The following is a 20793-nucleotide window of genomic DNA, read 5'->3' as shown; positions in this document are numbered from 1 at the left end:
CGCCAAACTGACCGGCGTGAGCGGCGCGGACAACTTCGAGCAGCTGACCCTGGGCCAGGAGACGGTGACCACCACGGTGACCGACGAGCCGCAGGGCCAGGGCGACCAGGTTTATGCCCAAATCAGCGTGGACAAGTCGAGCGTGGCCGAAGGTGGCCAGCTGGTATATACCGTTAGTCTTGTTGATGGCAAGGGTAATGCTGTCACCGTCCCTGCCGGTAAAGAAGTGGTAGTCAACCTTGCATGGAGCGGTCCTGCGGCTAATGACTCCGATACGACGGGGCGGTTGAACTCGGTGACCATCGGGTCTGATGGCAAGGCAACATTTACCGTAAACACGGTTAATGATGCGATTTATGAACCGTCAGAGGGGTTGGTCGCGACTATCAGTGGCATTGGTAGCAACACGGTATTCGAGGCCATTGTCGCTGATGCCGGCAAGGATCGCGTTACTTCTACCATCTTGGACAATGATGCGCCGCCGAGTGTCGTGGTGAATGGCAGTGTGACCGTATCGGAAGAGGGATTGGCCGGTGGCTTGCCAGATAATGGCGGTAACACGGATACGACCAACGCGGTGGTGGGTTCCGGTACGCTGGTCGTGAATGATGTCGATAGCAGCCGTGTGACGGTGACTCTGAGCGGGCCTTCCAATCTGACTTCGGGTGGTCAGGCCATTACCTGGACCATGGTTGGTCAGACACTGGTAGGCAGCGCTGCTGGCAAGGCAGTGATCGAGGTGGCTCTGACGGCTCCGAATGCGAGCGGCAAAGGGGAGTGGACCTATGTCGTGACCCTCAAAGGGCCAGTTGATCACCCTGTCGCTGGCCAAGAGGATACGCTTCGCTTCGACCTGGACGTAGCCGTGAGTGATGGACAGTCCAGTGTCATCAGCAAGCTGCCGATTATTATCGAAGATGATGCTCCAATAGCCGGTAACAGCGTGGCTGTCTCTGTCACCAGTACCCAGATCCCGGATGTTTTGACCGGTAAATTCAGCCTGACTGGATATTCCGGTGACAAGTCGGTGATCGATGCCGGTCGTTTCACCATTACGGCCAAAGGGTTCGAATCTGCCACGTCTTCCAAGTTGATCGATGCCTCTGTCAATGGCTCGTCGGATGGCATCGGGGTCAAGAGTGTGGGGGCGCCTTATCACAACCTGTCGAATGAAGTGGATTTCCGCAAGTTTGCGGATGGTTCCAGTGCCTCCGAACAGCTGGTTTTCAAGCTGGATGCCGGTACGGTTGCTTATGGAGCCAAGCTCGAGTTCAGCAAGATCTATGGTGGTGAGCTGGAGAGTGGGGTGGTGGAGTTCTGGCGTGATGGCAAGCTGATTGCAACCCAGACGTTCAGTTCCAATACCAGTAGTGGTGATTATGCGGCCAACTTCCAGGTCCAGCTGGGAGGCTTTGACACCATGGTGATCAAGGCTACCGATAACGGTAACGCCTTCACCACCAAGGACAACAGTGACTTCACCATAAAGTCTGTCGAGTTCTTGGGCTCCGATACGCCTCAGGCTATCGCCTATGGTTCCGGGGCGGTCAATCCCCAGTGGGGGGCGGACGGCAAGGGGGCGCTCGAGTTGGTTTCCGGCGAGAGCGGACTCAAGACCGCCGCTGGTTCTCTGATCAGCTTGGTAGCCGATGGGACGAACACCCTGCTGGGTAAGGATGAAAACGGTAACCTCATCTTCAAGCTGGAGTTCACGCCAGGTAACGGTCAATGGGAATTCTTCCAGTACAGGGAGATGCAGCGTCCCGTCGGTGATGGTGATATCGACTTCGTCTTCAGGACCGTGGACAAGGATGGTGATGGGGCCTTGGGCAGCTTCGCAGTCAACCCGTTGAGCGCTCCTACCATTGCCACCGTATCTGATGCGTCGGCGACCGAGGGTGGTTCACTGGCTCACAACGTGACTTTGACGGCCGCGACCAATATTGCGACCGAGTACAGTCTCTCTATTCTGGGGACCGGCGCTTCACCGACATCGGCCGGTGATCTGGGAAGCCTGACTTTCAGCAATGGGGTGAGCTACAACAGCCAGACTGGCAAGATTGTCGTTCCTGCGGGGGTGAGCAGCTTCACCGTGTATGTACCTGCGGTCGATGATCGCCTCATTGAGTCGGATGAGCGTTTCCAACTGACCATAGGTGGCGTGAGCGGAGCGGGTGTCATCCACGATAACGATGCGCGTCCGACACTGGCGATTTCCGGGCAGGTACAGCTCTCCGAAGAGGGGCTGGCAGGAGCATTGCCAGATAGTCAAGGCAGTGTGGATACTACCAACAGCGTTGTGGCATCTGGCAAGCTGGTCGTGCAAGACGCCGATAGCAGTCAGGTGAGTGTCACCCTCAACGGCCCCACCGGGCTGACGTCAGGGGGGAGTGCCATCACCTGGAGCATGTCGGGGCAGACCCTGATAGGCAGTGCCAATGGTAAGCCGGTGCTCGAGGTCAAGCTCACACCGCCCAATGCCACGGGTAAGGGAGAGTGGAGCTATCAGGTGACCCTCAAGGGGCCTGTCGATCACCCTGTCGCGGGTCAGGAGGATACACTTCGCTTCGAGCTGGACGTGAATGTGTCTGACGGGCAGTCGGTAACCACCGGCAAGCTGCCAATCACCATTGAGGATGACAGCCCCATGGTGGTCACGCCTCAGGCAGGGCATATCGATGGCTCGGGGATCCAGACCAATCTGATGTTGATCGTCGATGTATCGGGTTCCATGGACTATGCCTCTGGCGTTCCAGGCAAGACGAGACTGGATATTGCCAAGGAGTCACTCATTTCCCTGCTCAATACCTATGACAGTCTGGGTAGCACCAAGGTGCGTATCGTGACGTTCAGCAGTGAGGCCGATGACATCGGTGAGCGCTGGATGACGGTGACCGAGGCCAAGACCTATGTTTGGTCCTTGCGAGCAGATGGGGGCACCAACTACAAGGATGCCATCAACGAGAGTATCGATGCGTTTGCCGACCCGGGTAAATTGACGGGACAAGGTGTGCAGAATGTCAGTTATTTCTTCTCCGACGGGGAACCATGGGCAAACTATGGGGTACCCGAGAACAAGTGGCTGAACTTCCTCAAGGCAAATGACATCAAGAGCTTCGCCTTGGGAATGGGTTCTCAAATCAATCAAGATGCACTCAATCTCGCTGCCTATGACGGGGTATCCGAGCAGAACACTGATGCCATTGTCGTGACCGATATGGGCAAGCTGGATCAAGCCATCAGCGGTACGGTTCAGCGAGAAGTGAGCGGTGATCTCTTTGGCCAGGCGGGAACCGGTGCCGGTGCTGACGGTGGCGCCATCAGCACAGTGCGCGTCGATGGTTACATCTATGCGATTGAGAATGGTCGTCTGGTGAGCGGCGCAGCTCAGGGGGGAAGCTATGATGCCCAGCATCAGCAACTGATAATTACCCTGGGTAATGGTGACAAGCTGACCATTGGTCTGGTGACGGGGGAGTATCTTTACCAAACCAGTCAGCTTGGTGCTCAGAGCAAGATCATCGGTTTCGATCTGGTGGATGCGGATGGTGATAAAGCGACAGGATCGCTGGCCATCACCATCGAACCGTCAGACAACGGGCGAACCTTCGCAGGTAATGATGGCGATGATCACCTGACAGTGCTCAACGACAGCCAGGTGCATATCGCCTTGGGTGGTGTGCATGGCGGTGGTCCTCAGGTCATGATCGAAGAGAATATCGACACTCGTTCCGGTGTGACTCTCTATGGTGGCCAGGGGTATGACCATCTGACCGGGGGCCAGGGGGAGGATATTCTGATTGGAGGAACCAATGGACACGGCTCTTCCGGCCCGCTCAGCGTGGATGGCAAGCTCTACTACGGAGATGTACTGACAGGAGGGGATGGTGCCGATACCTTCCAGTGGCAACTGGGGGATGCCCTGGAGCAGGGCTCAAATAATGCAGCCATGACCCCTGATCACGCCATCGACTATATTACCGATTTCCATGTGGAGCATGGGGATAACTGGCAGTTGAGTAGTAACAATGGCAATTGGTTCAAGGATGTGGACGTCGCTCATTCCGACAGGCTGGATCTCTCCGATATGCTGGATCACAGCGGCAGCAATTTGGAAGGGGACCTCAGCAAGTTGCTTTCGGCCTTTGAAGCTCAAGATGGCGTGCATCTGCAGGTGAAGTCGGCGGCGGGGAGTAATCAGGTCAGTCAGGAGATTGTCTTGCTGGGCGAGAGCTTCAGTTCAATTACCGGGGACCACAATAATTATGTATCTGGTTCCTCGGAATCGGCTTCCCAACAGGTAATCAACTATATGTTGCAAAACCACTTGCTCGATATCGACAAGTAATCCCGGTTCGGGGCAACAAAAAGCGGCAGAGAAATCTGCCGCTTTTTTATTGTTCGACGAGCGTGAAATCAGTTGCCGAGGGTGGCGAACAGACTCTGCTCCAGAGTGCCGCGAGAGACGCAGACCGGCTGGATGGAGGGGGCGGGCACGCGCTCGCCGGACGACTCGACGAAGAACAGCTCGGTGTTGCCCTTGACGTTGACGGTGGCCACGCTGTTGTTGCCGCTCTGGGTGATGATCAGGTTGATCTGCAGGTTGGGGTTGCCCAGTGCGACCTTGGCACCCATGGTGCCGCAATCGAGCCACTCCAGCCCGTCGGCGGCCTGGCTCACGCTGGCGGTCATCAGACCGGAACCACGCTGGCTGTTCTCGATGCTCAGACCATGATCAGCGAACCATTTCTCGGCGCGCGCCCATACCAGATCCACCGGGATCGCCATCTCCTGGGTGTTGTTGGTGGCCTTGGCAATCGGCGGATTGTAGCGATACGCCTCACCACCATTGTTGTCACCAGCACAACCAATCAGCAGCAGCGCCAGGGCGCCCCCCATTATTTTTTTCATTTTTCTCTCGTCCATAAACAGGCCATTGGCCAACCGGTGCCCATTATCGCCGGCGCGCCATTTTCTGTCAGCAGGCATCCTGCATCCAACGCCTCGTCAATTTGTCCGCCGCTTTACAAAATGAGTTGTCTATCATAGATTTGCTCGAAATTCCTCCATAAGCGCCTCCGTGAACAACATCCTCACTCCGGATCTGCTGCAACAGATCATCGACCACTTGCCCATGAGTATCTTTTGCCGGGATAAGCAGGGGCGTTATCTGTTCGTCAATCGCCGCTTTGCCAGCGAGGCACAGTACGCCTCACCGGCGGAGCTGGTTGGCAAGACGGATGCACAGATGCCCTGGGGGGATGTGTTTCGCAGTGAAGACGAGAAGCTGCTGGCAGAGGGGAGCCCCCTGCTTAACCAGCAGCTCTATTGCCAGAACGGGGAGCGGGGCAGCTGGTCGGAGACCCACAAGATCCCCCTTTACAATGAGGCGGGGGAGCCCTGCGCCGTGTTTGGCGTCGTCAACGAAATTGCCGAGCGCAAGTCACTCGAGGAGACATTCAGGAAGCAGCAGCTGTTGCAGCGCTTTCTGCTCGATGCGATCCCGGATCTGATCCGTTTCGATGACCACAACGGTGTCTTGCTGGAGTGCAATCAGGCGTTTCTCGACTTCGTTGGCCACAACGCCGAGGAGGTACTGGGTCAGCAGAGCCAACATATTCTGGCGGCACCCCAGGGTATGGGGCCCGGAGAGTGCTGCCTGCTGGATGCTCGTGGTCAGGGGAGACACATGGATATCACCCGGGTGGATGTGCCCGGTGGCGATGGCCACTCCCTGGGAACGCTGACCCTGGGGCGCGACATCACGGGCCTGCGCACCACCCAGGCCCAGCTGCAGCAGGAGCAGCATTACGACAGCCTGACCGGGTTGCTAAAACTCTCCCGTTTTTTGCAGACCAGCCGTCATCTCGGCACCCGCAGCGCCACTCTGGTGCTGATCGACCTGCACCATTTTCGCGAGATCAACGATCGCTTCGGGATCCGGATCGCCGACCGCCTGCTAAGCCAGGTGGCCAAGCGGCTGCAGCAGCTGGCGCCTCCCCGCACCCTGCTCTGCCGGGTGGCGGCCGATGACTTCTGCCTGCTGCTGCCCGAGCTCAGCGAACCGCTCTCGACATGGTGCCGCCATCTTCAAAAACAGCTGATGGAGCACTATCTGATCGAGGATCACCGCATCCAGATCCCGGTGTTTCTGGGGCTGGCCCAGGGGCGGGCGAGCGATGCCGAACGATTGCTGAGCCATGCCGAAGCCGCTTTGGCGCAGGGCAAGCAGTTGCAGCAGAACTACACCCTGTTCGATCCCGCACTTCATGCCAGGCTCAAGCGGCGTCAGCTGATCGCCTCCCAGTTGCCGCTGGCCATCAAGGCCGCCCAGCTGGTTGCGGTCTACCAACCCATCATCTGCACCCGCAGCCATCGGCTGCATGGTACCGAGCTGCTCTGCCGCTGGCCCCATCCAGAGCTTGGGATGATCTCCCCCGAGGAGTTCATCCCGCTGGCGGAGGAGATGGGCCTCATCGGCCAGCTCGGTCAGCTGATGCTGGAGCAGGGCTGTGCCCAGTTGGCCCAGTGGCAAGCGGCGCTGCCGGACATGGTGCTCTCCATCAACCTGTCACCGCTGCAGTTTCGGGATCCGGGGCTGTGCGAGCTGGTGCAGGGCTGCATTGCCCGGCACGGGCTCAAGGCAAGTCAGCTGGAGCTGGAGATCACCGAAGGGGTCTTGATGGAAAATGCCGACGAGATAGAGACCAACCTCGACAATCTGCTGGCCGCCGGTTTTCAGCTGGCCATCGACGATTTCGGTACCGGCTACTGCTCGCTCGCCTATCTGCCCCGCCTCAAGGTGGCGACCCTCAAGCTGGATCGCAGCTTCACCCAGGGGCTGGAGAGCAACACGGCTACCGCGGCCATCATTCGCTCGGTGATTGGCCTGGGTCATGAGCTGGGGATAGGGATCACCGCCGAAGGGGTGGAAACCCCGGAGCAGCAGCAGTGGCTGATGGAGGCGGGGTGTGATCGGCTGCAGGGGTATCTCTTCAGCCGCCCCCTGCCGCCGGAGGAGTTCGCCGCCACCTATCTGGCATAGCGCCCCAAACAACAAGGCCACCTGACGGTGGCCTTGTTGTTTGATGAGGGGACATTACTCCTGGAAGTAAGTACCCCAGCCATCGTAATCTACCCCGTATTTCTCGAGGATGGGCATCATCTTGGCGATATCGGCGACGATCGCTTCGACATTCAGCTTGCTCTCGCAGGTGGCATCGAAGCAGAAGATGGTGGCGCCGTCATCCAGCTCCATCTCCTCGGCATCGGTTACCTCGAAGCCGGCCTTGAACAGATCGACCGCGGCCTTCTCCAGACGGTCGAAGTCCTGGCAGGCGAAGTGGTGCTCAATGTCGTAATCCGCATCGGGATTGCTGCCGTCTGCCAGCAGTTCATTGACGATTTCGGTGGTCTCTTCACGCCACTCTTGCATATTCAGACTCATGTTGCCTCCAGGCGTTATCATTGCGGCAAAGCATACTCGCAGAGTGCATCCGGCTCAATGCGGCAGATCGGTGGTGGCAGGATAATGTTGCGGGCAGGTCTCCGTATCACCTTGAAATGGTGAATAACTGCCCGTTGCGTTCAGATGTTGAGCGAACGCGCTTTTTATCTTGTATTGCGGTTGACACCCGGCGCCGGAAAGGGTTTAATGCGCGCCGTTGCCCAGATAGCTCAGTCGGTAGAGCAGGGGATTGAAAATCCCCGTGTCGGCGGTTCGATTCCGTCTCTGGGCACCACAATTCCTCCTTAGTTCAGTCGGTAGAACGGCGGACTGTTAATCCGTATGTCACTGGTTCAAGTCCAGTAGGAGGAGCCAAATTCGAAAAGCCCGCTCAATCGAGCGGGCTTTTTTCGTTTATCAGTTGCTGTTGCAGGCGGCCAGAAACAGGGTAGCCCCGCAGGTGGCGCCGAACACCAGCATGCCGGTCTGCAGCACGCCGCCAGGGCTTGCCATCTTTTCCTTCTTTCTGACCCTGATCCACCTGGGTTTCATCACGCTCTTCTCCCTGCTCGCTGCGTCCATCGGCTTGCACTTTACGTGCCGGCGAGCCATCTTGGTCGAAGGCAACATGGACGTCAATCGTCCTTGGCGAAGATGTTTCCGGTCGCTGTGGCTTGCGCCATCCTGAGTATTTAACTCATTGTTAATGTTTTGAAAAACCGAAGTGACCCGGCATCTTTGCAACGTTATGATGAGGCCCATCATGTTCCCATCCTGACGGAGAGATCCCAGATGAACAGCCCCCTGCACTATGTCCTGGACGGCATCCATTGCGAGCCGCATTTTTATACCGTCCCGCTGGATCACGATGATCCGGATGGTGACAGCATCACCCTGTTTGCCCGCACCCTCTGTCGCAAGGACAAGCTGGATGACAAATTGCCCTGGCTGCTCTATCTGCAAGGGGGGCCGGGCTTTGGGTCGCCGCGGCCGACCGCCAACAGCGGCTGGCTCAAGCGGGCGCTGCAGGAGTTTCGGGTGGTGTTGCTCGACCAGCGGGGGACCGGCATGTCGAGCCCGATCCATGGCCAGCTGCTGGCTGCCATGACGCCGACGGAGCAGGCGGCCTACCTCAGCCATTTTCGTGCCGACAACATAGTGCGTGATGCCGAGTTCATCCGGCTGGAGATCTCGCCCTCCCATCGCTGGAGCCTGCTGGGGCAGAGCTTTGGCGGCTTCTGCTGCCTCACCTATCTCTCTTTGTTCCCGGACAGCCTGCGGGAGGTCTACATCACGGGGGGGGTCGCCCCGATCGGGCGCAGTGCCGACGAGGTGTATCGCGCCACCTATCAGCGGGTTGTCGACAAGAACCGCGCCTTCTTCGCCCGCTTCCCCTATGCCCAGGGCATTGCCAACCGGCTGGCCACCCATCTGCACCAGCACGATGTGCGCCTGCCCAACGGCCAACGGCTGACGGTGGAGCAGTTCCAGCAACAGGGGCTGGATCTGGGGGCCAGCGGCGCCTTTGAAGAGCTCTACTACCTGCTGGAAGAGGCCTTTATCGGGGAGCAGATCAACCCGGCCTTCCTCTATCAAGTGCAGGGGATGCAGCCGTTCAACACCAATCCGCTGTTTGCCGTGCTGCACGAAGCTATCTACGCCGAAGGGGAGGCGACCCGCTGGGCGGCCGAGCGGGTCCGAAGCGAATACCCCCTTTTCGACTGGGAACCGGGCAAGGACTTCGCCTTCACCGGCGAGATGATCTTCCCCTGGATGTTCGATCAATTCCGCGAGCTGGTGCCCCTCAAGGAGGCGGCCCATCTGCTGGCACAGAAGCGTGACTGGGGCCGGCTCTATGATCCCGCCCGGCTGGCTCGCAACAAGGTGCCGGTGGCCTGCGCCGTCTATGCCGAGGACATGTATGTGGAATTTGATTACAGCCGCGATACGCTGCGCACACTGGGCAACAGCCGGGCCTGGATCACCAACGAGTATGAGCACAACGGCCTGCGGGTCGATGGTGAACGGGTGCTCGATCGCCTCATCGCCCTGAACCGGGATCGCTGATCCGCCTTGGGTTGTGTTGCATGAAAACAGGGGCCTGATGGCCCCTGTTTCTATTGCTCAGCTCTTGACCACCGGCTTCGGGGTGTCGGGCTGGGAGGGGGGCAAGATAGGCAACACTATTTGGGGTTGTTCACCGGTCAGGCTCTTGAGGTAGGCGGTCATGTCTTCGGCCTCCTGATCCGTCAACTGCTGGCCCAGCTGGATATCGGCCATGATCTGCACCGCCTCTTTCAGATCCCAGATCGAGCCGTCGTGGAAGTAGGGATAGGTCAGCTCGATATTGCGCAGGGTGGGCACCTTGAACCAACCGATGAACTGCTTCTCACCGGTGACGGCTCCGCGCCCCTGGGCCGGGTTGTCGGTCTTGAACGGCTTGACCAGCCCCATCTTCTGATAGGAGTTGCCACCGATGGCAGCGCCGTTGTGGCAGGCGGTACACCCCTTGTCCTTGAACAGCTGATAGCCCTTGAGCTGCTGCGCCGTCAGCGCCTTGCTGTCGCCCTTCAGCCAGCGATCGAACGGCGCATTGGGGGTGACCAGGGTCTCTTCGAAGGCGGCGATGGCATCGGTCACCTCCTTGATGTCGAACTCTGCCTTGCCGTAGACGGCGTTGAAGCGGGCGCGGTATTCGGGCAGGGTGCGCAGGGTCTCCACCGCCAGCTTGTGGCTGAAGGCCATCTCCAGCGGGTTTTCGATGGGGCCGGCCGCCTGGGCCTGCAGATCCTTGGCCCGGCCATCCCAGAACTGCACGAAGTTGAGGCTGGAGTTGAGCACGGTCGGCGAATTGATCGGCCCCTCCTTCCACTTGTGACCGAGGGAGCTGACCTGGTTGTCCACGCCCCCCGTGGCCAGGTTATGGCAGGAGTTGCAGGAGATGGCATTGGATTTGGAAAGTCGCGGCTCGAAAAACAGCATCTTGCCCAGTTCGACTTTTTCCGGTGCGCTCACCTTGGCTGCTTCTATGGGTTGAATGGGTTCGCTTGCCCAGCCCATCCCGGGCAGGGCCAACACCATTAACAGACAATATTTATTCATTCTTTTTCTCTCCCTTTTGGCTGTGCCTAACAGCAGCCCCAGCCTGACCGGGAAAGCCTGGTTGTTATTTGCTCAAGATCAATTGAGCACAACAAAAACCACATTAAAAACAATGAATTGGATAATTTCGGACGGACTGGTGGCGGGGTCTTGCGAGGAAAAAACGTGCGAATTTCTGACCAATAATTTATGGCCTAATTCATCGTTTCCCATAGCCAATTAATTAGATTGCTACCATTGAATAAAGCGATTATCCAATATGCAGAGACAGCGAGTTTATTAATTAGATCTATTTAAAATGCATTATTAAATGTCATCAATAACTCGACTGCTAATAATAAATATTCCGGTCTGAACCACTGCACCCTGCATTCCAGAAATGCCGCCCTCTTTACCTGCCTTGATGAGGAGAGGGGCGACCCGCTTTTCAATCAAGATAAGGATGCATGATGAAAACGTCTCTGCTGGCTTGCAGCCTGTTGCTTGCTCTTCCCGCGTTTGCTGCGGCCCCGCACTGGGAATACAGCGGGGCGGCTGGTCCCGACCACTGGGCCAAATTGACGCCGGAATTCAGCCCCTGTGCGGGCAACAACCAATCTCCCGTGGATCTGACCGGCCTGGTCGAGGCCGATCTGCCCCCTCTGGTGTTTCACTACCGTACCGGGGGCGAGTCCGCAAGCAACAACGGTCATACCGTGCAGATCGGCTATGCCCCGGGCAGCACGCTTGAGCTCGATGGCATGAGCTTCGAGCTCAAGCAGTTCCACTTCCACGCGCCGAGCGAGAACCATATCAAAGGGAAATCCTATCCGCTGGAGGGGCATCTGGTACACGCCAATGGCAAGGGGGAGCTTGCCGTGGTGGCGGTGATGTTCGAGGTGGGCAAGGCCAATCCTGTGTTGGCCGAGGCGTGGCGGCAACTGCCAATCAAGGCGGGTGAGAGCCATGCCCTCAAGGCACCGGTTGCGGTCGAGCAACTGCTACCCACCAAGCGTGACTATTACCGCTTCAGCGGCTCCCTCACCACGCCCCCTTGCTCGGAAGGCGTGCGCTGGCTGGTGCTCAAGCAACCGGTTGAGGCCAGCCAGGCCCAGATCGATGCCTTCAAGGAAGTGATGCACCACCCCAACAACCGGCCGGTGCAGCCCCTTAACGGCCGTGTCGTCCTGCAATAAGGAATGAAGAGGGGGAAATAGAAAGATGCCAGTCAGCGTTTGCCGACTGGCATCTTTGCTTATGGCTGCGAGTTGTCCCAGCGCCGGAAGATAAGGGAGGTATTGATGCCGCCAAACGCGAAGTTGTTGGACATCAGGTATTCGATCTCCGGCAGCTCGCGGCCCGTTCCCGTGATGTGATCGAGAGGGGCACAGGCCGGATCCGGGTTGGTGAGGTTGAGGGTCGGAGCGAACCAGCCATCGTGCATCATCTCCAGCGACAGCCAGGCTTCGATGCCGCCGCAGGCCCCCAGGGTGTGGCCGAAGTAGCTCTTGAGGGACGAGATGGGGGTCTGGTCACCGAAGATGGCGGCGGTTGCCTGGCTCTCGGCGATGTCGCCGCGCTCGGTGGCAGTGCCATGGGCACTGATGTAACCGATCTGCTCGGGGGTCAGTCCTGCCTGATCCAGCGCCATCTGCATGCACAACTGCATGGTCTGGCTCTGGGGTTGGGTGACGTGGGCCGCGTCGCAGTTGGTGGCAAAGCCCACCAGCTCGGCGATGATGGGAGCGCCGCGCGAGAGTGCGTGCTCCAGATCCTCCAGCACCAGGGTGCCGGCACCTTCACCGATGACCAGACCGTCGCGATCCCGGTCAAAGGGGCGCGGGGTGAGCTCGGGGGTGTCGTTGAGCTGACTGGTAGCGAACAGGGTGTCGAACACCACGGCTTCGGAGGGGCAGAGCTCCTCTGCACCGCCCGCCACCATCACTGTCTGGTAGCCATGGCGGATCGCCTCATAGGCATACCCAATCCCCTGGCTGCCGGAGGTGCAGGCGCTGGAGGTGGGGATGACCCGGCCACGCAGGCCGAAGAAGAGGCCGGTATTGACCGCCGCCGTATGGGGCATCATCTGCACATAGGTAGTGGCGGTGATGCTGGCGGTGGTCTTGTCGTTGAGCATGGCGCCAAAGGCGCTGATGGGGGCCGTACTGCCGGTGGAGGAGCCGTAGGCGATGCCGGTGCGGCCATCGGTCAGCACAGGATCACCCAGCAGCCTTGCCTGCTCCAGTGCGAGCTCGGTGGCCACGGTGGACATCTCGGAGACGCGACCCATGGCGCGGGTCTTCTTGCGCGGATAGTGGGCCGGCAGGGAGAAATCGGTGATGGGGGCCGCCAGCCGGGTGTTGAGCCCGTCGTAGACGGCCCACTCCGGCATAGTTACCACGGCGCTGCGCCCTGCCTGCAGGCGTGCCTTCACACTGGCCCAGTCGTTGCCAAAGGCGGTCACACCGGCCATGCCGGTGACGACGACACGTCGGTTCATATCAGGCCTCCGTTGATGGAAATCACTTGCCGGGTCACGTAGCCGGCGATGTCGGACATCAGGTAGGAGACCAGACCCGCCACTTCGTCCGCCTGTCCCATCCGCTTGAGGGGGATCATCTTGAGCGCCTCGCTCTCTACCTCGGGGCTCACCATGCCGGTGTCGATAAGGCCGGGGGCCACGCAGTTGACCGTAATGCGCCGCTTGGCCAGCTCCAGTGCCAGCGCCTTGGTGGCACCGATGAGGCCCGCCTTGGAGGCGCTGTAGTTCACCTGGCCACGGTTGCCCATGATGCCGGAGACCGACGACAGGGTGACGATGCGCCCGCCGCGGCGCAGCCCGATCATCGGCATGATGCAGGGCTTGAGCAGGTTGTAGAAGCCGTCGAGGTTGGTGTGGATGACGTCGTCCCACTCCCCGTCCGTCAGGGCCGGGAAGGCGCCGTCGCGCACGATACCGGCGTTGCAGACCACGCCGTAGTAGGCGCCGTGCTGCTCGATGTCGGCCTCAAGGCGCGCGCGGCACTGCTCCCGATCGCCGATATCGAACTGGATCAGGCGCCCGCTCCCGCCCTGGGCGACGATGTCGTTGAGGGTCGCCTGGGCGCCCTGCTGATCCCCGTGATAGTGGACCACCACGGCAAAGCCGTCGGCGGCCAGTTTCAGGGCGATGGCCCGGCCAATCCCCTTGCTGGCGCCGGTTACCAATACGGTCGAGTTCATTGTGATTGGGTCTCCAGTAAGTCTGTCAGTTGGGCCGTCGTGGGCTGGTAGGTGCTCAGGCGCGCCTTGGCGCACAGGGTCTCACCTTGCAGGATGCGGCATTCGAAGCTGGCCATGCCGGCGTCCTGCAGCAGGCAGTGCGCCTCGATGCGCAGCAGGCTGCCGGCGGCAAACGTGGGCAGCTGGCTCTCGTATTTGCGGGTGCCGAGCAGCATGCCGATGCGCACCGGCTCGCTACGCTGATGCGCCTGCAAGCCGGCCCAGGCGGCGATGGCCTGGGCCATCAGCTCGATGCCGCACCAGCCGGGCAGGTTGCCCTGTGCATCGAGCAGCAGGGCGTGCCGCTCGCCCACCCGGGTCTCGCAGCTGATGCTCTGCGCCGCAAACGCCGTGACGCGATCGAGCAGCAGCATGGGCGCCTGGTGGGGCAGCAGTTGTTCTATGGGAGGAAAAGTCATGGCGCCTCTTTGCCAAAGATAAGGCTCACGTTGTTGCCACCGAAGGCAAACGAGTTGGACATGATGATGCGGGCCGCCCCGGCCTCCCTGACCAGCGTGAGCGGGGCAAGGCTCGGGTCCTGCTCTTCCCCTTGCGGGGGCAGCGGCAGGGCGCGCTCCAGGAGCAGGCAGCAAAGGGCCGCCTCGGTGGCCCCGGCCGCCCCAAGGGTGTGGCCGGTCAGCACCTTGGTGGAACTCACCGCTACCCCGTGGGGGAAGAGACGCGACAGGGCCAGGCTCTCCATATCGTCGTTAAGACGGGTGGCGGTACCGTGGGCGTTGACGTAGTCGATGCGCTCGGCCTCAAGGCCGGCGCGCGCCAGCGCCATGCGCATGGCCCGCTCGGCCCCTTCCCCTTGCGGGTGCGGCGCCGAGATGTGCCAGGCATCCGACGACTCCCCATCCCCCAGCAGGGCCAGGGGGGCGGGATCGCGGCTCACCAGAAACAGGGCCGCCCCTTCACCGATGTTGATGCCGTCGCGCCCCGCCGCAAACGGACGGCAGCGCCGCTCGCTCAACGACTCCAGGCTGTCGAAACCGTTCAGGGTGAGGCCGCACAGGGAGTCGGCACCGCCGACCAGGGCCACATCGGCCTGGCCGCTCTCGAGCAGGCGGCGCGCCGTGATAAAGGCCCGCGCGCTCGACGAACAGGCGGTCGAGATGGTCATCGCCGGTCCCAGTATGCCCAGATGCTCGGCAAGAAAGGTCGACGGGGATCCCAGCTCCTGCTGGGCATAGTCGAAGCGGGGCGACATCGCTTCACCTCTTAGCTGCGCCGCCACGGCCACCTCGGCCTCGCCGATGCCGGAGGTGCTGGTGCCGAGCACCAGGGCCACCCGATCCGCGCCCACCCGGCTGATGGCCGCGCTCACCTCGGCTTCGATGTCGGCCAAGGCGGCGAGCAGCAGTTGGTTGTTGCGCGAGTCGTGGCGGGGCTGCGCCACCTCGGGCAGCGGATCGCTCACCCGCCCCACCGGCGAGGTGCGGCCATCAACCAGAGTCCAGCGCTCTTTATCAAGCGGGCTCTCACCCCGGCTATGCCACCCGTTGAGGGCGTCGCACACTGACTCCTTGCCGCGGCCGAGGGCATTGATAAGGCTGTAGGCATGAATGTAGAGGGTCATGGGGCCAGGCTCTCCAGTGTCAGGGCATAGCCGAAGCGGTGCTGGGTCAGGCTGACCGGCTCGCGCTGGCCCTGCCAGGTTTGATAGTGGATCTCGGTGACCAGCTCTCCGGCGGGGTCGGTGAGGCGCCGGACATCTCCCTCGTCCTTGAGCTGCCAGCCGGCGGGCAGGCGTGGCTGCCAGTCGGCCACGGGCCAGTAGCAGAGCATGACATCCGCCAGCACCTGGGCGGGGGGCGGCAGGGCACTGCCCGGCAGGGGGAGCAGGCGCTCGCTATGAATGCCGCTTTGGTCGTACTGCACCTTGAACAGGCGCGCTCCGGTGGGCATCAGGCCGACCAGGGTGATCCCTTGCGGGCCCGCCTCCAGGGCGGTGAGCAGCTGGTACTGCTTGCCCTGGGCGCTGGCCAGCAGCAGTTGCTGGCGGGTGAGAGGTTCGGCCAGGGTGGGCGCCGGCAACGACAGGGGGACGTTCGGGGCGATAAAGGCCTCCACCCCCTGCCGGCTGCTACAGCCGCCCAGCAGCAACAGCAAACACATCAGATATCTCATCATGACTCCGCAGCCGGCCGCGGGGCCAGCACCATGGGCGATAACAAAAACGCAGTAAAGATCCCGCCGCTCAGCACGATGCCAAAGCCGGCGATGGCCGGGGTGTGGCTAAGCGCCAGCAGGCCGAAGGCCAGCAGGGTGGTGAGGTGGGCGAGCAAAATAGCCAGCAGGGTCGACTGCTGGCGTCCCGGGTCCTCGCCGCAGTGGGCGAAGAAGAGGCCATAGTCGATGCCGATACCGAAGATGAGGCCGAGCGCCAACACCCCGAAGAGGGTCAGCGGCTGCTGGCTGAAACCGAGCAGGGCCAGCCCCATGGCGATGGCCAGGGCGTTGACCAGCAGGATGCGCGCCGCGACGCGCCAGCCGACGCGCCGCCAGAGCAGCCCGGTCACCAGCAATACCGCTACCAGCAGCAGCTCGGCCAGCTTGAGGCGATAGTCGGCGAAGAGCTGGCTCCACTGGCTGCGCTGATCCTGCCACACCACACCATCCAGTTCGGTGGCGAGGTTGGCCAGGGCGGCGGCGTCGTGAATACCGGCGAGTGGCACCCAGATGCCGATCCGGCCATCAGGCAAGGAATGCCAGAGCAGCCGGCTGCCCTCGCTGACCGGGCTCGCCAGCCAGGTCTCTGGGGTAAGCGGCGAGAAGGGGCGTCCCTTGGTCTCCACCGGCAGGCCGGCCCCCTTCAGCGCCGCGATGACGCTCGGTTGCAATTTCATGATGGCGTGATGGTCCGCCTGCTGGCGGGCCAGGGAGGGGAGCCACTGGCTGATGGCGACGAATTGCTCCAGCTGTCCGCGCTGACGGGCCTGCTCGAGGTGGCCGGCCAGGGTCTCGAGGCGGGTGAGGGCCTGCTCGTCATCGCGTCCGACCACCAGATAGCCGGTCATGCCCCCCTGCTGGCCAGTCAGCTGCTGGATCTGGCGCTCCTGCGCCTGCAACTGGTGCGGCAGGGGTTGCAGCTTCTGGATGTCGTCATCCACCACCAGGCGACTCACGCCGATGGCGCTGATGACGAGCGCCAGCAGCGGCAGCCAGCGGCGCAGGCCAGCGGGCGCGCGCCAGGCAGCAATCCAGCGCGCCTGCCAGCGGCGGATGGGGAGCGGCCCCTGTGACAATTTCCCGAGCCAGGCCGGGAAGAGCAGCAACACGGTCAGGAAGGCGGCCAGCAGGCCGGCCAGGGCGCAGACCGCCAACTGTTGCAGCCCGGGGAAGGGTGCGAGCCAGAGCAGGGCATAACCGATGAGCGTGGTGAGCAGGGCCAGGCTCAGGCCCGGCAGCAGGTGGGCGCGGGTCTGGGCCGGCGTTTCGTGGCCGTGCAGGCGCCGCTCGCTCATGAAGTGGAGCGCATAGTCGATGGAGATGCCGATGAGGCTGGTGCTGATCACCAGGGTGAAGACGTGGATCTCCCCGAACACCAGCAGCACGGCGCCGAGCCCCCACAGCATCCCTGTGGCCAGCGGCAACAGGGAGAGCAGCAGGGCTCGCAGGGAGCGAAACGCCAGCCAGATGAGCAGCACCACGCCAAAGAGCGATCCCAGACCGATGGTGGAGATATCCTGCTCGGCCAGGGTACTGGCGTGCTGGCTATAAAACAGGGTGCCGCGGCGCAGCAGCTCGGCCCCGGGGTAGTTCTGTTTCAGCTTATCTTCGGCGCGGGTCAGCTCGGCCAGCAACTGCCGGTTGCGGGCCATGTCGAAGGCCGAGAGGTTGAGCTCGGCGCGCACCAGATACCAGCGCTGGCCATCGGGCCCCAGGGCGCTCAACCAGCCCTGTTCGCCAAGCTGCATCGGGCTCTTTTGCTCGAGCACGGCGGCGCGGGTCAGCAGCATGGGGTCCGCTTGCCACTCGGCCCGGGAGACGCCGCCGAAGGGGGAGTAGATCTGCCCAAGCACCCACTGGCTCCAGACGCTGGCGCCCCCCTCCAGCCGCGCCCGGGCGGCCGGGGTGAGGTGCTGCCAGGCCATTTGCTGCAGATAGGCTTGCCAGGCGGGTGCAAGCTCGGGCTGGGCCCCCTTCACCTGCACCAGGGCGTCGATGGCTTGCAGCTGTCGGCTCCACTCGGTCGCGGCTGCCTCACCGTCCTTGCCAGGGGGCAGGCTCACCAGCCACACCAGCTGACGGTCCAGGTTGGCGAGCAGTCCGGCGCGCAGTTCGGGGTGCCACTGCTGATGCTCCTCTTTGGGCAGCAGGTCCATCACGCTGGTATTGAAACGGGCGCGGGGCAGAGCCAGCGCCAGGGCGATGCAGACCGCCACGCAGAGCAGCAGCCAGGCCCGCCCCAGCAGGCGCCAGTGTCGTTCAGTGAGCATCAAAGCGGGACTGCTCCTCGGCGCTCAGTGGCAGGGTCTTGAGCTGCCAGTCAAAAAAACGGATCAGAGTGACATCCCCCTGCCTGTCGTGGATGGCCAGCGACCTGAGCTCATTGCGCCCCTTGAGCACCAGGGTGGCGAAGACCTTGTCGAGGGGAGTGCGGATGGGCTCGAGGGTCAGGGTCCACCCCTCCCCCTCGCTGGTGAGGGTGTGGCGAAAATAGCTCGCCAGCGCCGCTTCGCTCGGGTCAAACAGGGCCAGCATCAGGTTGCTGAACTCCAGCAGCTGGGGGTTGTCCAGGGTCTGGGCCGACTGGCCCGGCAACTGCTGCACCATGCGGGTCGGGGTGAGCGTCAGGGTCAGGGGAAAGGGTTTTTGCTGCTGCCACCAGAGCCCCTGGCCCTTGACCAGCAGGATCTCGCCGCCTGATCGCAAGGGTTGGCTCAGGCCGCTTATCTGGCGTTCCTGATCGAAGCGGGCGCTGCGGGCATCGGCGGCGGTGAGCTGGCGCTGCACCTCGACCAGGGTGATCTGACCGGCCAGCAGGGGCCAGGGGAGCAGGGCCAGCAGCAGCCAGAGGCACTTTCTCACTCTGCCACCCCCAGCTTGTCGAGCAGCACCCGGGGCGAGACGAGGCACATCTCGCCACTCTCCTTGCTGACCGCCACCTGCACCGTGTAGCCCTTGCTGGTGCGTTGATTGGTCGCGGGATCGTAGAGCAGGTAGTCAATCTTGAGGCGGTTCTGGTATTCCACCAGGGTGGCACGCACCCGTACCGTCTGGCCAAAACGCAGGGGCGCCACGTACTTCATCCGCACGTCGATGACCGGCCAGAGGTAGCCGGAGGCCTCCATCTGCGGGTAGTTGTAGTCGATGCGATCGAGCAGGGCGCAGCGGGCCAGCTCGATGTAGCGCAAGTAGTGGCCGTGCCAGGCGACGGCCATCATGTCCACGTCGTGAAACGGGACTGTGACGTCGACTTCGGCGCTCAATTGCCAGGGCTCAGCCATGGGGCACCTCGTCATAGAGCGGGTAGTGACGGGCCTGCAGGCGCCCCATCAGGGCGCGCAGCTCGGCCTCCAGCGGGCGATCTTCAGTCAGGAAGGGGTGATCCCGGCGCACCGCCTCCACCGTGTGGGCCAGCGCCGGGCTAAGGGCGTCGGGCCCCTTGCCCTGCAGGGCGAGGCGCAGTTCCACCCCCTGCACCGCGGCCAGCAGGCTGGCACTGGCCACCTGCTCGGTCAGGGTCAGCACCCGCAGGGCGTCGCGGGCCGCTATGGTGCCCATGCTCACCTTGTCCTGATTGTGGCACTCGGTGGAGCGGGAGAAGACGCTGGCGGGCATGGTGTGCTTGAGGGCCTCGGCGGTCCAGGCGGAGGCGCCGATCTGCACCGCCTTGAAGCCGTGGTTGATGAAGCGCAGCGATTCGCTCGCGCCCGAGAGGTTGCTCGGCAGCCCCTGATTGAACTTGGTGTCCACCAGCTGCGCCAGCTGGCGGTCGAGCAGGTCAGCCAGGTTGGCCACCGCCACCTTCATGCTGTCCATGGCCATGGCGATGTGGCCGCCGTAGAAGTGGCCGCCGTGCATCACATGCTCCCCGTCACCGTCGATAAGGGGGTTGTCGTTGGCGCTGTTGAGCTCGTTTTCGATGAGCTGGCGCCACCAGGGCAGGCTGTCGGCCACCACGCCGATGACGTGGGGGGCGCAGCGCAGGGAGTAGCGATCCTGCAGCCGGTTGCTGTGGTGGGGCAGCTCGCCGCTTTGCAGATCCGCGCGCAGCCAGGCGGCGATCTGCTGCTGGCCCGGGTGGGGCTTGGCGGCAAACAGGCGCTCGTCGAAGTGGAAAGCGTTGCCCTCCATGGCCACGCTCACCAGCGCCGTGATGCGGGTACACAGGCGCATCAGGTAGTCGCAGCGGGCGAAGGCGAGGCAGGCGAGCGCCGTCATTACAGAAGTGCCATTCATCAGCGCCAGCCCCTCTTTCGGGCGCAGCTTGAGCGGTGTCATGCCGAGCTCGCGGTAGAGATCCGCCGCCGCCATCAGCTGGCCGTCCCGATAGAGATCGCGCTCTCCCACCAAGGCCGCGGCCACATAGGAGAGGGGGGTCAGATCGCCGCTGGCACCGACCGAGCCCTCCTCGGGAATGCGCGGCAGAAGATCTTGCTCCAGCAGCCAGGTGAGGCGCTCGAGCAGGGTGACGCTGACCCCGGAGACCCCCTGCGCCAGGGAGTTGAGGCGGGTGGCCAGCACGGCGCGGGTGGCGGCCGGGCTGAGATTTTCGCCCAGGCCACAGCCGTGGAAACGGGTCAGGTGCAGGGGCAGGGCATCGACCAGATCCAGGGGCACGGCGCGGGTGACAGAGTCACCGTAGCCTGTGGTGACGCCGTAGATGACCCCTTCGTCGGCCAGCAGCCGGTCCAGATAGTCGGCCCCGCGCTGGATACGGGCACGAAAGGCGGGCTCGGGGTTGAGCGTCGGGGTGGCGCGGCGCTCGGCCAGGGCGACCACCTCTTCAATGGTGAGGGGACGGGCCCCGAATACGATCTCGTGCATACCTT

Annotated in this window: 16 protein-coding genes and 2 tRNA genes; 6 read left to right on the top strand and 12 right to left on the bottom strand. The window is 62.2% G+C overall.

What is annotated here, in order from left to right; genetic code table 11:
* Positions 1-16 precede the first annotated feature (16 nt).
* Complete coding sequence (locus tag ACB028_RS19790; protein ID WP_371145014.1) at positions 17-4348, top strand: VWA domain-containing protein; 4332 nt, start codon at positions 17-19, stop codon at positions 4346-4348.
* A 68-nt stretch (positions 4349-4416) separates the two neighbouring features.
* Here ACB028_RS19790 and ACB028_RS19785 read toward each other — a convergent pair whose 3' ends face one another.
* Positions 4417-4911 (bottom strand): hypothetical protein, encoded by a 495-nt coding sequence (locus ACB028_RS19785; protein WP_042072763.1) that lies wholly within the window; start codon positions 4909-4911, stop codon positions 4417-4419.
* Positions 4912-5080: 169 nt separating this feature from the next.
* On the opposite strand from ACB028_RS19785, the gene ACB028_RS19780 reads away from it, so the two are divergent.
* Entirely contained in the window at positions 5081-7045 is a 1965-nt protein-coding gene (locus tag ACB028_RS19780) for an EAL domain-containing protein (RefSeq protein WP_201940576.1), read from the top strand.
* A gap of 54 nt (positions 7046-7099) precedes the next feature.
* Here the strand turns inward: ACB028_RS19780 and rraB are convergent, their stop codons facing one another.
* Positions 7100-7435, bottom strand: coding sequence for a ribonuclease E inhibitor RraB (rraB, locus tag ACB028_RS19775; RefSeq protein WP_042028378.1), 336 nt, complete (start codon positions 7433-7435; stop codon positions 7100-7102).
* Positions 7436-7666: 231 nt separating this feature from the next.
* Here rraB and ACB028_RS19770 point away from each other — a divergent pair.
* The 3 genes from ACB028_RS19770 (at position 7667) to ACB028_RS19760 (ending at position 9514) form a co-directional block, all read left to right on the top strand.
* Positions 7667-7742, top strand: a tRNA-Phe gene (locus tag ACB028_RS19770).
* Between the two features lie 4 nt (positions 7743-7746).
* Positions 7747-7822, top strand: a tRNA-Asn gene (locus tag ACB028_RS19765).
* 417 nt (positions 7823-8239) lie between these two features.
* Positions 8240-9514, top strand: a complete 1275-nt coding sequence (locus ACB028_RS19760) for an alpha/beta hydrolase (RefSeq protein ID WP_371145013.1) — start codon at positions 8240-8242, stop codon at positions 9512-9514.
* 57 nt (positions 9515-9571) lie between these two features.
* Here ACB028_RS19760 and ACB028_RS19755 read toward each other — a convergent pair whose 3' ends face one another.
* On the bottom strand, positions 9572-10549 hold the full coding sequence (locus tag ACB028_RS19755; protein ID WP_042028331.1) for a cytochrome-c peroxidase: 978 nt from the start codon (positions 10547-10549) through the stop codon (positions 9572-9574).
* 449 nt (positions 10550-10998) lie between these two features.
* Between ACB028_RS19755 and ACB028_RS19750 the strand changes: the two genes are divergently transcribed.
* Positions 10999-11724 carry a carbonic anhydrase gene (locus tag ACB028_RS19750; protein WP_371145012.1) on the top strand — a complete coding sequence of 242 codons (726 nt, stop codon included), beginning with the start codon at positions 10999-11001 and terminating at the stop codon, positions 11722-11724.
* A gap of 59 nt (positions 11725-11783) precedes the next feature.
* Here ACB028_RS19750 and ACB028_RS19745 read toward each other — a convergent pair whose 3' ends face one another.
* From ACB028_RS19745 to hutH, 9 genes are read right to left on the bottom strand one after another with little or no spacing between them, the layout of a single operon-like run.
* On the bottom strand, positions 11784-13028 hold the full coding sequence (locus tag ACB028_RS19745; RefSeq protein ID WP_371145011.1) for a beta-ketoacyl-ACP synthase: 1245 nt from the start codon (positions 13026-13028) through the stop codon (positions 11784-11786).
* Positions 13025-13750 (bottom strand): 3-ketoacyl-ACP reductase FabG2, encoded by a 726-nt coding sequence (locus ACB028_RS19740; protein WP_216992969.1) that lies wholly within the window; start codon positions 13748-13750, stop codon positions 13025-13027. Before ACB028_RS19740 ends, ACB028_RS19745 begins: the two co-directional genes overlap by 4 nt.
* Positions 13747-14208: a thioester dehydrase gene (locus ACB028_RS19735; protein ID WP_371145010.1), complete on the bottom strand. Its 462-nt coding sequence runs from the start codon at positions 14206-14208 to the stop codon at positions 13747-13749. The genes ACB028_RS19740 and ACB028_RS19735 overlap by 4 nt, the downstream gene beginning before the upstream one ends.
* Positions 14205-15371 (bottom strand): beta-ketoacyl-[acyl-carrier-protein] synthase family protein, encoded by a 1167-nt coding sequence (locus tag ACB028_RS19730; protein WP_371145009.1) that lies wholly within the window; start codon positions 15369-15371, stop codon positions 14205-14207. The genes ACB028_RS19735 and ACB028_RS19730 overlap by 4 nt, the downstream gene beginning before the upstream one ends.
* Complete coding sequence (locus ACB028_RS19725; protein ID WP_371145008.1) at positions 15368-15910, bottom strand: DUF3261 domain-containing protein; 543 nt, start codon at positions 15908-15910, stop codon at positions 15368-15370. The genes ACB028_RS19730 and ACB028_RS19725 overlap by 4 nt, the downstream gene beginning before the upstream one ends.
* 11 nt (positions 15911-15921) lie before the next feature.
* Positions 15922-18237, bottom strand: coding sequence for an MMPL family transporter (locus tag ACB028_RS19720; RefSeq protein ID WP_371145007.1), 2316 nt, complete (start codon positions 18235-18237; stop codon positions 15922-15924).
* The gene (locus tag ACB028_RS19715; RefSeq protein WP_371145006.1) at positions 18224-18826 is read right to left on the bottom strand and encodes an outer membrane lipoprotein carrier protein LolA; all 603 of its coding nucleotides are present in this window, start codon (positions 18824-18826) and stop codon (positions 18224-18226) included. The genes ACB028_RS19720 and ACB028_RS19715 overlap by 14 nt, the downstream gene beginning before the upstream one ends.
* Positions 18823-19245, bottom strand: a complete 423-nt coding sequence (locus ACB028_RS19710; RefSeq protein WP_156476444.1) for a thioesterase family protein — start codon at positions 19243-19245, stop codon at positions 18823-18825. Before ACB028_RS19710 ends, ACB028_RS19715 begins: the two co-directional genes overlap by 4 nt.
* Positions 19238-20788 (bottom strand): histidine ammonia-lyase, encoded by a 1551-nt coding sequence (gene hutH, locus ACB028_RS19705; RefSeq protein ID WP_371145005.1) that lies wholly within the window; start codon positions 20786-20788, stop codon positions 19238-19240. Before hutH ends, ACB028_RS19710 begins: the two co-directional genes overlap by 8 nt.
* Positions 20789-20793: the final 5 nt, after the last annotated feature.

Origin of the sequence: Aeromonas sp. S9(2024), from assembly GCF_041403185.1 — a bacterium.
Lineage (GTDB): Bacteria > Pseudomonadota > Gammaproteobacteria > Enterobacterales > Aeromonadaceae > Aeromonas > Aeromonas enteropelogenes.
This window is presented reverse-complemented; position numbering and strand designations above follow the sequence as displayed.